The organism is Kitasatospora sp. NPDC028055 (assembly GCF_040637885.1).
Taxonomy (GTDB): Bacteria; Actinomycetota; Actinomycetes; order Streptomycetales; family Streptomycetaceae; genus Kitasatospora.
In genome coordinates this window covers 60,677-74,111 of the sequence record NZ_JBEZXE010000007.1, presented here as the reverse complement: position 1 = coordinate 74,111, position 13,435 = coordinate 60,677, and the positions used below count along the sequence as shown (strand labels likewise).

General features: G+C 74.4%; 13 protein-coding genes and 1 pseudogene. 9 read left to right on the top strand and 5 right to left on the bottom strand.

Features of this window, described 5'->3' with window-relative positions:
* Positions 1–45: 45 nt before the first annotated feature.
* Together AB0F71_RS11170 and ppgK are read left to right on the top strand one after the other, a co-directional pair.
* On the top strand, positions 46–1,023 hold the full coding sequence (locus AB0F71_RS11170; RefSeq protein ID WP_360230948.1) for a 4-hydroxy-3-methylbut-2-enyl diphosphate reductase: 978 nt from the start codon (positions 46–48) through the stop codon (positions 1,021–1,023).
* Positions 1,024–1,211: 188 nt separating this feature from the next.
* Entirely contained in the window at positions 1,212–1,958 is a 747-nt protein-coding gene (ppgK, locus tag AB0F71_RS11165; protein WP_360230946.1) for a polyphosphate--glucose phosphotransferase, read from the top strand.
* 19 nt (positions 1,959–1,977) lie between these two features.
* Here the strand turns inward: ppgK and AB0F71_RS11160 are convergent, their stop codons facing one another.
* Positions 1,978–2,568 carry a DUF6542 domain-containing protein gene (locus AB0F71_RS11160; RefSeq protein ID WP_360230944.1) on the bottom strand — a complete coding sequence of 197 codons (591 nt, stop codon included), beginning with the start codon at positions 2,566–2,568 and terminating at the stop codon, positions 1,978–1,980.
* Positions 2,569–2,733: 165 nt separating this feature from the next.
* Here AB0F71_RS11160 and AB0F71_RS11155 point away from each other — a divergent pair, with 165 nt between their 5' ends.
* Complete coding sequence (locus AB0F71_RS11155) at positions 2,734–3,126, top strand: VOC family protein (protein WP_360230942.1); 393 nt, start codon at positions 2,734–2,736, stop codon at positions 3,124–3,126.
* 84 nt (positions 3,127–3,210) lie between these two features.
* Positions 3,211–4,284 carry a redox-regulated ATPase YchF gene (gene ychF / locus AB0F71_RS11150; RefSeq protein WP_360230940.1) on the top strand — a complete coding sequence of 358 codons (1,074 nt, stop codon included), beginning with the start codon at positions 3,211–3,213 and terminating at the stop codon, positions 4,282–4,284.
* Positions 4,285–4,352: 68 nt separating this feature from the next.
* Here the strand turns inward: ychF and AB0F71_RS11145 are convergent, their stop codons facing one another.
* The 4 genes and pseudogenes from AB0F71_RS11145 to AB0F71_RS11130 all read right to left on the bottom strand — a co-directional run bounded on the left by AB0F71_RS11145 (position 4,353) and on the right by AB0F71_RS11130 (position 6,830).
* Positions 4,353–4,613 carry a Txe/YoeB family addiction module toxin gene (locus tag AB0F71_RS11145; RefSeq protein ID WP_360230938.1) on the bottom strand — a complete coding sequence of 87 codons (261 nt, stop codon included), beginning with the start codon at positions 4,611–4,613 and terminating at the stop codon, positions 4,353–4,355.
* Entirely contained in the window at positions 4,610–4,867 is a 258-nt protein-coding gene (locus AB0F71_RS11140) for a type II toxin-antitoxin system prevent-host-death family antitoxin (protein WP_360230936.1), read from the bottom strand. Before AB0F71_RS11140 ends, AB0F71_RS11145 begins: the two co-directional genes overlap by 4 nt.
* Positions 4,868–4,955: 88 nt before the next feature.
* On the bottom strand, positions 4,956–5,621 hold the full coding sequence (locus tag AB0F71_RS11135; protein ID WP_360230934.1) for an HAD-IA family hydrolase: 666 nt from the start codon (positions 5,619–5,621) through the stop codon (positions 4,956–4,958).
* A 61-nt stretch (positions 5,622–5,682) separates the two neighbouring features.
* Positions 5,683–6,830, bottom strand: a pseudogene (locus AB0F71_RS11130) (dihydrofolate reductase family protein).
* Positions 6,831–7,005: 175 nt separating this feature from the next.
* On the opposite strand from AB0F71_RS11130, the gene AB0F71_RS11125 reads away from it, so the two are divergent.
* The 5 genes from AB0F71_RS11125 to AB0F71_RS11105 all read left to right on the top strand — a co-directional run bounded on the left by AB0F71_RS11125 (position 7,006) and on the right by AB0F71_RS11105 (position 13,135).
* A complete protein-coding gene (locus tag AB0F71_RS11125; RefSeq protein WP_360230932.1) occupies positions 7,006–7,854 on the top strand; it encodes a methyltransferase domain-containing protein in 849 nt (282 codons plus the stop codon).
* A gap of 133 nt (positions 7,855–7,987) precedes the next feature.
* The gene (locus AB0F71_RS11120) at positions 7,988–9,337 is read left to right on the top strand and encodes a DUF4190 domain-containing protein (protein WP_360230930.1); all 1,350 of its coding nucleotides are present in this window, start codon (positions 7,988–7,990) and stop codon (positions 9,335–9,337) included.
* Positions 9,338–9,627: 290 nt separating this feature from the next.
* On the top strand, positions 9,628–9,792 hold the full coding sequence (locus tag AB0F71_RS11115; RefSeq protein WP_360230928.1) for an SPOR domain-containing protein: 165 nt from the start codon (positions 9,628–9,630) through the stop codon (positions 9,790–9,792).
* 10 nt (positions 9,793–9,802) lie between these two features.
* Complete coding sequence (locus tag AB0F71_RS11110; RefSeq protein WP_360230926.1) at positions 9,803–10,237, top strand: NUDIX domain-containing protein; 435 nt, start codon at positions 9,803–9,805, stop codon at positions 10,235–10,237.
* A gap of 150 nt (positions 10,238–10,387) precedes the next feature.
* The gene (locus AB0F71_RS11105; RefSeq protein WP_360230924.1) at positions 10,388–13,135 is read left to right on the top strand and encodes a SpoIIE family protein phosphatase; all 2,748 of its coding nucleotides are present in this window, start codon (positions 10,388–10,390) and stop codon (positions 13,133–13,135) included.
* Positions 13,136–13,435: the final 300 nt, after the last annotated feature.

Genomic DNA, 13,435 nt, shown 5'->3' with positions numbered 1-13,435 from the left:
CCCGCCCCGGGCGGTGGGACTCCCGGTCGCCCGTACGATGGGGGCATGTCCAACACCGCGCAGCGCCGTGTCCTGCTCGCCGCCCCCCGGGGCTACTGCGCGGGTGTCGACCGCGCCGTGATCGCCGTGGAGAAGGCCCTGGAGCAGTACGGGGCGCCCATCTACGTCCGCAAGCAGATCGTCCACAACAAGTACGTGGTGCAGACCCTGGAGAAGAAGGGCGCAATCTTCGTCGACGAGACGGAGGAGGTGCCCGAGGGCTCGATCGTGGTGTTCTCCGCGCACGGCGTCGCCCCCTCCGTCCACGACGAGGCGCGGGTCGGCAAGCTCGCCACCGTCGACGCCACCTGCCCGCTGGTCACCAAGGTGCACAAGGAGGCCGTGCGCTTCGCCGACGAGGGCTACGACATCCTGCTGGTGGGCCACGAGGGCCACGAGGAGGTCATCGGCACCATGGGCGAGGCCCCGGACCGGATCCACCTGGTGGACGGTGCCGAGGACGTCGCCAACGTCCAGGTGCGGGACGAGTCCAAGATCGTCTGGCTCTCCCAGACCACCCTCTCGGTGGACGAGACCATGGCCACCGTCGGCGAGCTGAAGAAGCGCTTCCCGGCGCTGGTCAGCCCGCCCAGCGACGACATCTGCTACGCGACCCAGAACCGCCAGGTCGCGGTCAAGCAGCTGGCCCCGGAGACCGACCTGCTGATCGTGGTCGGCTCCAAGAACTCCTCCAACTCGGTCCGCCTGGTCGAGGTCGGCCTGGAGTACGGCGCCAAGGCCGCCCACCTGGTCGACTTCGCCGAGGAGATCCAGGAGTCCTGGCTGGAGGGCGTCACCACGGTCGGCCTGACCAGCGGCGCCTCGGTGCCGGAGATCCTGGTCGACGGCGTGCTGGAGTTCCTGGCCGCGCGCGGCTACGACACGGTGGAGACGGTCAAGACCGCCGAGGAGCACCTGACCTTCTCGCTGCCCAAGGAGCTGCGCCGCGACCTGCGCGCCGAGGCGGCGGGCAAGCTCCAGTAGGGCGGTCCGACACGCCCCGGGCCTGCCACGACGGACCCGGTACCCCGCGCGGGGTACCGGGTCCGTCGTGCTGAGTGGGCCCGTCGATTGCGCTGCGCCCCCGCCCGGGCTCTCGTAGCTTTGTGCACAGGCTGTGGACGAGCCGGTCGACGGCCGAACGGCGGAAGCGAACGGCGGAAGGCGGAACGATGACGGCGGTATTCGGCGTGGACATCGGCGGCTCGGGCATCAAGGGCGCCCCGGTCGACCTCGCCCGGGGCGCCCTCACCCAGGAGCGGTACAAGGTGCTCACCCCGCAGCCGTCCGAGCCCGGGGCGGTGGTCGCGGCCGTCCGCGAGGTGGTCCGCCACTTCGACCACCAGGGGCCGGTCGGGCTGACCTTCCCCGGGGTGGTGGTCGGCGGCCGCACCCGGACCGCGGCCAACGTGGACAAGGGCTGGATCGACCTGGACGCCGAAGGCCTCTTCCGCGACGCGCTGGGCCTGCCCGCGACCGTGCTCAACGACGCGGACGCGGCCGGCCTCGCCGAGACCGAGCACGGTGCCGGGCGGGGCGAGTCGGGCGTGGTCCTGGTGCTCACCTTCGGCACCGGCATCGGCAGCGCGCTCTTCGTGGACGGCACGCTGGTGCCCAACACCGAACTGGGCCACCTGGAGCTGCGCGGCAAGGACGCCGAGCGGCGGGCCTCCTCGGCCGCCAAGGAGCGGCACGACCTGAGCTGGGAGCAGTGGGCCGGGCGGGTCGACGAGTACCTGGACCTGGTGGAGATGCTGTTCTCCCCGCAACTGATCGTGATCGGCGGCGGGGTGAGCCGCAAGCACGACAAGTTCCTGCCGCTGCTGAGGGAGCGCGGGGCGCGGGTGGTGCCGGCGGAGCTGCGCAACAACGCGGGCATCGTCGGGGCCGCCATGGCGGCGGCCCGGGCGGCGGGCTGACGGCCCGCGCGCCGGGCCGTCAGCGGGAGCGGTGGATCCGGCGCTGGGCGACGAAGCGGGCGAGCACGATCAGCGCGGCCAGCCCGGTGCCGGAGAACAGCCAGCCGGCCCGCAGCGCCAGCCCGGTCGCCAGCGCCACCACCTGGGCGGTGATGCCGGAGGAGCCGACCGGGGCGAGCGCCAGCAGCGCCACGGCGAAGGCGATCGGCCCGCTGATCGGGGCGGCCAGCAGGTCGGCGTAGCGGACCCGGACGGCCAGCTGGAAGCAGACCACCAGGTAGCCGAGGCCGAACAGCCAGCCGAGGTCGTCGAAGAGCAGCCGGTCCAGTCCGGCCACCGCCAGCGTGGCCAGCACCGCGACCACGCCGGTGCCGATCGCGGTCAGCCGGGTCGGCCGGCCGGTCCGGCGCCGTCCGTACACGCGCAGCCGGCGCTGCGGGGACGGGCGCGCGGCGGGCCGGTCGGCCACCGGGCGCAGCCGGGACGGGGGAGCCGCGGGGGCTCCGGCGCTCTCGGGCGCCCGGCCGGGACCGGGGACGGCGGCCGGGGCCGCGCCGGTCGGCGGACGGCGTCTGGGCCCTGGCGGCTGGGTACGGATGCTCTGCTCCACTCGCCCAACGTACGGTCCGATCATCGCCACACTGTGTAATGGACCGTTCAGGTCTTGTCCCGTGTCCCCGGATGGCGTACTCCTGTGATCGTCACTCAAGGGGCTGACCTGCTCGGCCGAGTCGACACATCATGATCATCCGATCACCGTACGGGGGACGACCGCATGACCGCCGACTTCACCTTCGAACGCCTCGACCACGTCCAGCTCGACATCCCGGCCGGTGCCGAGGACGAGTGTCGCGCCTTCTGGTCCGGCGTGCTCGGGATGACCGAGCTCCCGAAGCCCCCGGTGCTGGCGGCGCGCGGCGGCTGCTGGTTTCGCGGCGGCGGGGTCGAGGTGCACCTCGGCGTCACCCCGGACTTCCGCCCGGCCCGCAAGGGGCACCCGGGCATCCTGGTGAGCTCGCTGGACGCCCTGGCCGAGCGGCTCTCCGCGCACGGCCACGAGGTCACCTGGGACGACCACCACCCCGGCCACCGCCGCTTCTACTCCGCCGACCGGCTGGGCAACCGGCTGGAGTTCCTGGAGCCGCTGCCCGCGCCGACCGAGGCGTGAGCCCCGGCAGGCGCTGCCCGTAGACTTGGGGGTCGGCCCGTACGGTGCCGACCCAACTCCTCCAAGCCCACGGGACTGCGCTTCATGTCGCTCACGATCGGAATCGTCGGCCTGCCGAACGTCGGCAAGTCGACCCTGTTCAACGCCCTGACCAAGAACGACGTGCTGGCGGCCAACTACCCGTTCGCCACCATCGAGCCGAACGTCGGCGTCGTCGGCGTCCCGGACGCGCGGCTGGCCAAGCTCGCCGAGATCTTCGGCTCGCAGCGCATCCTCCCGGCCACCGTCGACTTCGTCGACATCGCCGGCATCGTGCGCGGCGCCAGCGAGGGTGAGGGCCTGGGCAACAAGTTCCTCGCCAACATCCGCGAGTCGGACGCGATCTGCCAGGTCGTGCGCGCCTTCACCGACCCGGACGTGGTGCACGTGGACGGCAAGGTGTCGCCCAAGGACGACATCGAGACCATCCACACCGAGCTGATCCTGGCCGACCTCCAGACCATCGAGAAGGTCCTGCCGCGGCTCCAGAAGGAGGCGCGCCTCAAGAAGGACACCGCCCCCGTGCTGGCCGCCGCCGAGGCCGCCCAGGCGGTCCTGGAGACCGGCAAGACCCTCTTCGAGGCCGGCTTCGACACCGCCCCGATCCGCGAGCTGCACCTGCTGACCGCCAAGCCCTTCCTCTACGTCTTCAACGTGGACGAGGACGAGCTGGCCGACGAGGACTTCAAGAACGCCCAGCGCGCGCTGGTCGCCCCGGCCGAGGCGATCTTCCTCAACGCCAAGATCGAGTCCGAGCTGATCGAGCTCGACGACGCCGAGGCCCTCGAACTCCTCCAGTCCATGGGCCAGGAGGAGCCCGGCCTCGCCACCCTCGCCCGGGTCGGCTTCGACACCCTCGGCCTGCAGACCTACCTCACGGCCGGCCCGAAGGAGACCCGCGCCTGGACCATCAAGAAGGGCGCCACCGCCCCCGAGGCCGCCGGAGTCATCCACACCGACTTCCAGAAGGGCTTCATCAAGGCCGAGGTGATCTCCTTCGACGACCTGGTCGAGACCGGCTCCATCGCGGAGGCCCGCTCCAAGGGCAAGGCCCGCATCGAGGGCAAGGAATACATCATGCAGGACGGCGACGTCGTGGAGTTCCGCTTCAACGTCTGACCGACCGCCACGCCAGAAGGGGCCGGACTCCCACGGGAGTCCGGCCCCTTCGGGGTTGTCCGGCCGGCTCAGTTCTCGTAGTGGTAGCGGCACTGGGCGATCAGGATCGAGTCGTCGGTGACCTTGTAGATCAAGCGGTGCTCGTCGTTGATCCGGCGCGACCAGTAGCCCTGGAACCCGTGCTTGAGCGGTTCCGGTTTGCCGATCCCCTCGTTGCCGTTGCGCGCGACGTCGGCGATGAGCGTGTTGATCCGCCTGAGGGTCTTGCGGTCCTGGGCCTGCCACCACAGGTAGTCCTCCCAGGCGCGGGAGGCGAAGGTGATCTTCACTCCGGGTCCGCCAGCTCCCGTACGGTCCCTCCGCCGTTCTCCAGCTCCTCGATGGAGGCCAGCAGGCGGCGGGCGTTCGCGGGGCTGCGCAGGAGGTAGGCGGTCTCCTTGAGGGACTGGTAGTCCTCCAGCGAGACGATGACCACCGGTTCGTGCCCGGCGCGGGTGATCACTATCTCCTCGCGGTCGTCCGTGACCGCGTTGAGCACCTCGGCGTAGCGTGCGCGGGACTCCGAGTAGGTCATCGTCCTCATGGCTCGACTCCCCTTCGATAGGTACAAGAAACTGTACGCCCGCGCTGGTACGGCGACAAGCTGCGAGTCCCCCGCCCGGGGCCGGGGGTCAGGGGTGGACGGTGAGGGTGAGGGTGCCGTCGGGGGAGGGGGTGACGGTGACGGTGGTGAGGGTGGGGGCGAGGGCGTCCGGGTGGTGGGCGGCGGCGCGGGGGCCGATGCCGATGACGCGCATGCCGGCGGCGCGGGCGGCGGCGATGCCGGCGCCGGAGTCCTCGAAGGCCACGCAGTCGGCGGGGGCGAAGCCGAGGGCGGCGGCGCCCTTGAGGAAGCCCTCGGGGTCGGGCTTGCTGACGCCGACGGACTCGGCGGTGACCAGGACGGGCGGCATCGGCAGGCCGGCGGCGTCCATCCGGACCCGGGCGAGCGGGAGGTCGGCGGAGGTGACCAGGGCGTGCGGGAGGCCGGCCAGCGAGGCGAGGAAGGCGTCGGCGCCGGGCACCTGGACGACGCCCTCGGTGTCGGCCCGCTCCTCGGCGAGCATCCGCTCGTTCTCGGCGAGGTTCTCCTCGACCGGGCGGTGCGGCAGCAGTTCGGCCATGGTCGCGTGGCCCTGGCGGCCGTGGACGACGGTGAGCGCCGCGACGGGGTCGAGGCCGTGCCGCTCGGCCCAGCGGGTCCAGCAGCGCTCGACCACGGCGTCGGAGTTGACCAGGGTGCCGTCCATGTCGAGGAGGAGGGCACGGGTGGTGAACCGGACGGGGGCGGCGGTCATGGGGCGGCTCCTGGAGGCGCGGAGGAGAAGTGAGCTCTTTGTTTCCCGATGATACAAAAGATCACGGGAGCAGGTGGGCGTTGACCGCCCGGGCCTCCGCGGCCAGCTCCGGCAGCTCCACCACCTCGACCCCGGCCGCCTCCAGCAGCGCGGTGCCCTGGCAGTCGGTGACGAAGAGGTCCGGCTCACGCCAGGCGACCACCACCCGGGGCACGCCCGCCGCGATGAGCAGCCGGGCGCACGGCACCGGGCGGGAGGCGCGCTGCCCGCAGGGCTCCAGGCTGCTGTAGACGGTCGCCCCGCGCAGTCGGGGGTCGCCCGCCGGGAGCTTGGCCAGGGCCGCCTCCTCGGCGTGGTCGTGCGCGTCCGCCTCCCGGCTGTAGCCCTCCGCCAGCACCTCGCCGTCGGCGCCGACGACCACCGCGCCGACCGAGAAGGCCGTCCCGGAGGGCGGGCAGCGGCGGGAGAGTTCGACGGCCCGGCGCAGGTGGTCGAGGTCAGTGGCGGCGGGGCGGTTCACGGCGCGGGCTCCTTCGGGGCGTACCTGAGCAGGACGACGTCGCCCACCGTACGTGCCTCCAGCAGTCGCATCCGCCGGGTCGGGCCGCCGGGGAACGCGGCCGGGCCGACGAACCGCGGCGCCCCGGGCTGGCCGACCAGCAGCGGGGCGACGGCCAGCTGGAGCTCGTCCGCCAGGCCCTGGGCGAGGAACTGGGTGTGCACCCCGCTGCCGCCCTCGACCATCAGCCGGCGCACCCCGCGCGCGCCCAGGTCGTCCAGCACCGCGCCGAGGTCGACCGAGTCGCCGAGCGCGACCACCTCGGCCAGCCCGTCGAGCCGGGGCCGCAGCACCGCCGCCCCCGCCTCGGTGGTGTAGGCGAGCTTCGCGCCGCCGGTGTGCCAGAACCGCAGGTCGGCGTCGAGTGCGCCGCTCGCGCTGAGCGTCACCTTGAGCGGGTGCTCCGGCCGCCCGGCGGCCGCCCGGGCGGCCCGTCGCGCGGGGTCGTTGACCAGCAGGCGCGGGTTGTCGGCGCGCAGGGTGTTGCCGCCGACCAGGATCGCGTCGGCGGCCGCCCGCTCCTGGTCGACCCGGTCGAAGTCGGCGGCGCCGGAGAGCAGCAGGCGGTCGGGGGAGGCGTCGTCGAGGTGGCCGTCGAGGGAGACGGCGGCGCTCAGCAGGACGAAGGGGCGCTGGCCGGGGCCGGGCATGGGCGGACCGTTCTCTCGGGACCGTGCGGTCGGGCGCCTCCACGGTACGGCCGCCGGTGCCGGCGGAGCCGCCCGGTGGTCGCCATGTGAGACGGTTCTTCTCGCCATCCGGGACGGGGCGTAGCGTCGGGGCATCGCGGAAACGGAAACACCGACCACGCCTCAGGGGGACCCCATGCCCGGACCGCAGCCTGCCGCCGCCTACACCCACGGCCACCAGGAGGCCGTGCTGCGCTCGCACCGCTCCCGTACCGCCGCCGACTCGGCCGGCTACCTGCTGGCCGAACTGCGGCCCGGCCAGGCGCTGCTGGACGTCGGCTGCGGCCCGGGCACGATCACCGCCGACCTGGCCGAGCTGGTCGGCCCCGGCGGGCGGGTGGTGGCCGTGGACACCTCCGCCGAGGTGCTGGAGCAGGCCGCCGGGTACGTCGCCGGGCGCGGCCTGGCCAATGTCGTGTTCGAGCTGGCCGACGTGCACGAACTGCCGTACCGGGACGGCGAGTTCGACGTGGTGCACGCCCACCAGGTGCTGCAGCACGTGGCCGATCCGGTGGGCGCGCTGCGCGAGATGGGCCGGGTGACCGCGCCCGGCGGGCTGGTCGCCGCCCGGGACGTCGACTACGCGACGATGACCTGGTTCCCGCAGGCGCCCGCACTGGACCGCTGGTTGGAGCTCTACCGGCGGACCGCCCGGGCCAACGGCGGCGAGCCGGACGCCGGGCGGCGGCTGCTGTCCTGGGCCCGGGCGGCCGGTCTGACCGACGTCACCGCGAGCACCGGCACCTGGACGTTCGCGACGCCCGAACGGCGCGAGTGGTGGGCCGGGATGTGGGCGGACCGGGTGACCGGGACGGCCTTCGGCCGGACGGCGGTGGAACGGGGCTTCGCGGAGCCCGCCGAGCTGGAGCAGATCGCGGCCGGCTGGCGGGAGTGGAGCGCCGCCGAGGACGGCTGGTTCTCGATGATCCACGGCGAGATCCTGGCCCGGGTCGGGGCGGAGCGGCCGGAGCGGCCGGGGCGGTGACGGCGGGGCGGCTGTTCGGAAAGATCGGGTAAAGTCGCGCGACCGTTCAGCTCGGGCCCGTCCGGCCCGGGCGGCGGTGTCGAGAGCCGAAACGCCGAGTCGAGGCCCGCCCCGGCGGGCAGGGGGAGTCCACGTGTCCGAGCCTGAGTCCGCGCCGCCCGCCGCTCCGGGGCCGGACCCGCGGGTGGACTTCCGCAAGGACCCGGGGCCGGCCGAGGCAGGGCCAGCCGCCACCGACCCCGCCCCCGACCCCTGGGCCCCGCCGGCCGAGGCCGGACCCCCGTCCCCGTCGGCCCCGCCCCAGCCACCGCCCCCGCCGCTGCCCGCCGGCGGCTGGGCCTCGGTGCCGCCCTCCGCCGAGTCCGGCCTCCAGCCCGGCCCTCACGCCCAGCCGGGCCCGCACCCCTACCCGCCGTACGTCCTCAACCCGTACGCCCCCCGGCCCGAGCCGCGCAGCAACGGCTTCGCCGTCGGCTCGCTGGCGACCGCGCTGAGCCTGCTCTCGCCGGTCGCCCTGGTACTCGGGATCCTCGCGCTGGTCCAGATCAAGCGCACCGGTCAGCGCGGCCGCGGCATGGCGGTGACCGGCCTGGTGCTCGGGACGGTGGGCACCCTGCTGCTGTCGCTCGCCCTGGGCGCGGGCGACTTCGGCCCCGCGCGGAACGGGCGGGGCGACCGGTACGCCGACAGGCCGCCGGCCGGGTCGGTCCGTTGGTCGGCGTTGAAGGTGGGGGACTGCTACCTCTCCTCGGGGACGAGCGGGCAGCCGGACGAGAACGGCGACGAGACGGTGTACTGGGTGCGCCGGGTGGCCTGCGCGGAGCGGCACAACGGCGAGGTGGCCGGCACCGCGAAGATCCCGGAGAGCAGCGGCGCCTACCCGGGCGCGACGGTCGTCCGCGAGCGGGCCGCCGCGCTGTGCCGCCGGGTGCTCGACGACTACGCGCTGGACCAGTGGGCCGTCCCCGACGGCATGGACGACGTCTACCTCTACCCGAGCGCGGGCAACTGGGCGGCTGGCGAACGGTACGTCACCTGCGCCTTCGAGGACCCGGACGACCAGCACCTGGGGACGGTCCGCACCGACCGCCGCAGCCTGACCTCCGTCCAGCTGGCCTACCTGGAGGCCGTCCGGGGCTTCAACGCGGCCTACCTGGACACCCCGAAGCAGGACGTGGCGGTCGCCGAGGCCGAGTACCGGTCCTGGGCCCGCCGGATGGCCACCGCCTCCCGGGCCGAGGCCGCCGCGCTGCGCAAGCCGACGGCGGAGTGGCCGACCGACGTCCAGCCGAAGATGGAGAAGCTGGCCGAGACCCAGTCCCAGGCGGCCGTCGCCTGGGACGCCGCGGCCTCCGGCAGCGACGTGGCGGGCGATCTGCGCCGGGCCCGGGCCCTGGTCGCCAGGTCGGTGCCGGTCAGTGTGGACATCCGGCGCTCGCTCGGCCTGTCCACCGGCGAGCAGGTGCCCGACCTCCGGGTCTGAGCCCACCCGCCCCGAACCCGCCCAGAGCCCACCCGCCCCGAACCCGCCCAGAGCCCACCCGTCCCGGGCCCGCCCGCCCCGGGCCGGTCGCCGGGTTACTCGGCGTTAACCCCGCCCGTACCTGCCGGTAGCGCGGGAGCCGTAGGGTCACCCGGGTGTCCCCGGCCAGACCCCCACGCCGGCCGGGGACACCGCGCCGGGGCCGCGCCGGATCCCGCGCCGGAACCCGGGCAAGAACCTGGGCCCCCGGAACCGGACCGTGCCCGGGCCCCACCCGGTAGCCTCCCGCCATGAGCACCTTCCGGGTGATGCGGCAGGACGACAACGGCAACCGCTTCCTGGTCGCCGACAACCTGGCCGAGGCCGAGGCGCACCGCCTGGCGGCCGAGTTCGAGGCGCGCGGCCACAAGCAGCTGTACTGGGTCGAGGCCCAGCGCCCGGACCCGGCCCCGTAGGGTCGGGGGCATGGAACAGGCCGGTGAGACCACTGTCGGAACCCCGCCGCGGATCGTCGTCGGCGGGGTGCTGATCCGCGGCGGCCGGGTGCTCGCCGCCCGCCGCAGCTCGCCCGCGTCGGTCGCCGGCCGCTGGGAGTTCCCCGGCGGCAAGGCCGAGCCCGGCGAGACCGAGGCGCAGGCGCTGGAGCGCGAGCTGCTGGAGGAGCTGGGCGTACGGGCGCGGGCGCTGCGGCGCCTTTCCGGCGGGTGGGCCGTGCGGCCGGGGCTGGAGCTGCGCTTCTGGGCCGCCGAGCTGCTGTCCGGCGAGCCGAGCGCGCTGGAGGACCACGACGAGCTGCGCTGGCTGGGCCCGGCCGAGCTGGACTCGGTGGACTGGATCGGGCACGACCGCGAGGTCCTGCCGCAGGTCGCCGAGCTGCTCGCGGCGGCGGGCGACGCGTAAGCCTCCGGATAGGTCAATCGGACAAGCCGACCCGGCAGCCGGGATAGCCTGGGTTCTGCTGGGTATGTCGCCTTTCGGCACCATTCGTCACCATCGGTGAGCCGTCCCAGCCGGCGACGCCGATCCCGACCAGAGCCGGAGGCCCCGTCGGTGTCGACAACCGGGAACGGCGGCGGGGGAGCGCGCCGGGCAGGCACCGCGGGAGGCGCCGCCGCCCGTGCCCGGCTGCGCCGTGCCGCCGCCGCGGCCGCCCCGCAGCCGCCGTCGTCCGGCCGTCGCCGTGGCGGGCCCGACATCCCGGTCGGCGCCCAGCCGGTCCAGCCCGCGCCGACCCTGGCCGCCCCCGAGCCCGGCGTCCGGCCCGCCCTGCGCAGCCGCCCCGGCCGGCCGTTCCCCGGCGGCCCGGCGGACGCCCGGCAGGGCCTGGACGCGCCGCCCGGGGGCAGCCTGCTGGACATGCTCAAGGTCGCCATCGCGATCCTGGACACCGCGGGCCGGGTGGTGCTGTGGAGCCCGGCCGCCGAGGAACTGCTCGGCTGGCCGAGCGAGCTGCTGGTCGGCCGCCGGATCGACGAGCTGATCCCGGACCAGGAGCAGGTCGCCCGGATCCGGGCCGCGGTCCAGGACACCCTGCGGCACGGCCGCTGGGCGGGCAGCGCCGAACTGCGCGACCGGGACGGCGCGCCGGTCGCCGTGGACGCCCGGATCTCCCTGCTGGTGGACGGCGACGGCACCCCGTTCCTCCAGGTCAACCTGGCCGAGGCGGCCGCCGTACGGGCCATCGAGCGGGACCTCGCGGTGCGCGACGCGCTCTTCGAACAGTCCCCGCTGGGCATCGCCATCCTGGACACCGACCTGCGCTACACCGCCGTCAACCAGACCCTGGCCGAGATGAACGGCGTCGCCCTGGCGGACCACGTCGGCCGCACCACCGGCGAGACCCTGCCCGAGCGGGCCGCTGACGAGATCACCGCGATCCAGCGCCAGGTGCTGGCCACCGGCGAGCCGGTCATCGACGTCACCCTCGCCTCCCCGGTCACCAACCGGGCCGGCTACCGCTCGATCTCCTACAGCCGGATGACCGACCGGGCCGGCCGGGTGCTCGGCATCTCCGGCACCGTGATGGACGTGACGGAGCGTTACCGGGCGGTGGCCAAGGTCGAACACGCCCGGCGCCGGCTCTCGCTGCTCAACGAGTTCGGGTCCCGGGTCGGAGACCTGCTCGACGCCGCCCGGATCGCCCAGGAACTGGCCGGCTCGGTGGTGCCCCGGCTGACCGACCACTCTGCGGTGATCCTGCTCCAGGCCGTCGCGCACGGTGACGACCTGCCCCGGCACGGCCACGACCGGCGCACCTCACTGCTCCAGCTCGGCACCGCCTCCGTCCAGGACGGCCCCGAGGTCGAGGTGATGCTCCGGCGCGGCGCCCGGATCACCTTCGCCGAGGACTCCGCCTGCGGCCGGGTGCTGCGCACCGGCGTGCCCGAGCTGCTGTCCGGCGCCGACCAGCTGGACGACGTCACCTACCCCGGCGACCCCAAGATGCAGGCTGCCCACGACCTGGGCGTGCACTCGATGCTGGTCGTCCCGCTGCGCGCCCGCGGCATCGTGATCGGCCTGCTGCTGGTCAGCCGGGCCGGCTACCGCGAGGGCTTCGACCGGGACGACCTCGCCTTCACCGTCGAACTCGCCGACCGGGCGGGCAGCTCGCTGGACAACGCCCGGCTGTACGCCCGCGAGCGCACCGCCGCGCTCACCCTCCAGCGCACCCTGCTCCCGCAGCAGGTCCCCCAGCCCACCGGTGTCGAGGTCGCCTACCGCTACGTGCCCGGCAGCAGCGGCACCGAGGTCGGCGGCGACTGGTTCGACGTCATCCCGCTGCCCGGCGACCGGACCGCGCTGGTGGTCGGCGACGTGATGGGCCACGGCCTGCGGGCCGCCGCCACGATGGGCCGGCTGCGCACCGCCGTCCGGGTGCTGGCCGCCCTCGACCTGCCGCCGGACGTCCTGCTGCGGCACGTCCACGAGCTGGCCGACGACCTCGCCCAGGGCCCGGACGAGGCGCTGCTCGCCACCTGCGTCTACGCCGTCTTCGACCCGGGCACGGCGAAGCTGACGGTGGCCAAGGCCGGGCACATCCCGCCGGTGCTGGTGGTGCCGGGCGAGGAGGCCGCGGAGCCGACCCGCACCGGCGGGCCGCTGCTCGGCGGCGCCGGGCGGATCCTCGACCTGCCCTCCGGCGCCCCGCTCGGCGTGGGCGGAGTTCCGTTCGAATCCGTCGAACTGAAGATCCCCGAGGGCAGCCTGCTCGCGCTCTGCACCGACGGCCTGGTGGAGTCCCGGGACAAGGACCTCGACGTCGGCCTGGGCCGGCTGCTCACCGTGCTCCAGGAGCCGCACGCCTCCATCCAGGCCGCCTGCGAGGCGGTGCTGGACACCATGGAGCAGGGCCGTGAGCCGGACGACGTCGCCCTGCTGCTGGCCCGGCTCGGGCACGGCCAGGCCGGCACCCCGACGGCCGGCTGGACGCTGCCCGCGGAGCCGACCGCCGTCTCCCGGGCCCGCCGGCTGGTCCGCGCCGCGCTCGCCGAGTGGGGTGTCGAGGAGCTCACCGACACCGCGGAGCTGCTGGTCAGCGAGCTGGTCACGAACGCCGTCCGGTATGCCAGCGCCCCGATCGGGGTACGGCTGACGCTCGGCGAGACCCTCCTGGTCGAGATCTCCGACCCGCTGCCGGACCCGCCCCGGGAGCGCCACGCGGCCGAGGCCGACGAGGGCGGCCGGGGCCTGGAGCTGGTCCACCGGCTCGCGCTGCACTGGGGTGCCCGGGCCGAGGGGATCGGCAAGGTCGTCTGGTTCGAGCTGGCCCTGCCGGGTACTGACCCCGGCGAGGAGTGACGCGAGTAGAGCGTCCGGATCGCCAGGAGAGCCGTGCTGCAACCGTGCTGCAACCGTGCTGCATATGCCAACGGGCGCCCAGGGGGAGCGCGCGCTCCGGAAGGGGGCGCGGGCGTGGCATTGTGGTTGCGCGGGCGGTAGGACAAAAACCTTCGCCCGATCTGATGTTGTGATGTTGAGGGCGTGTGAACGCACCCCTCGATGATGAATACTCGGTCTTCTCGACATCCGGACGGTCGCGGGTTTGGAGGGGTCGGTCCGTTGAACAGCACTCCGGCGCGGAACGCGCCGAGCAGCAGC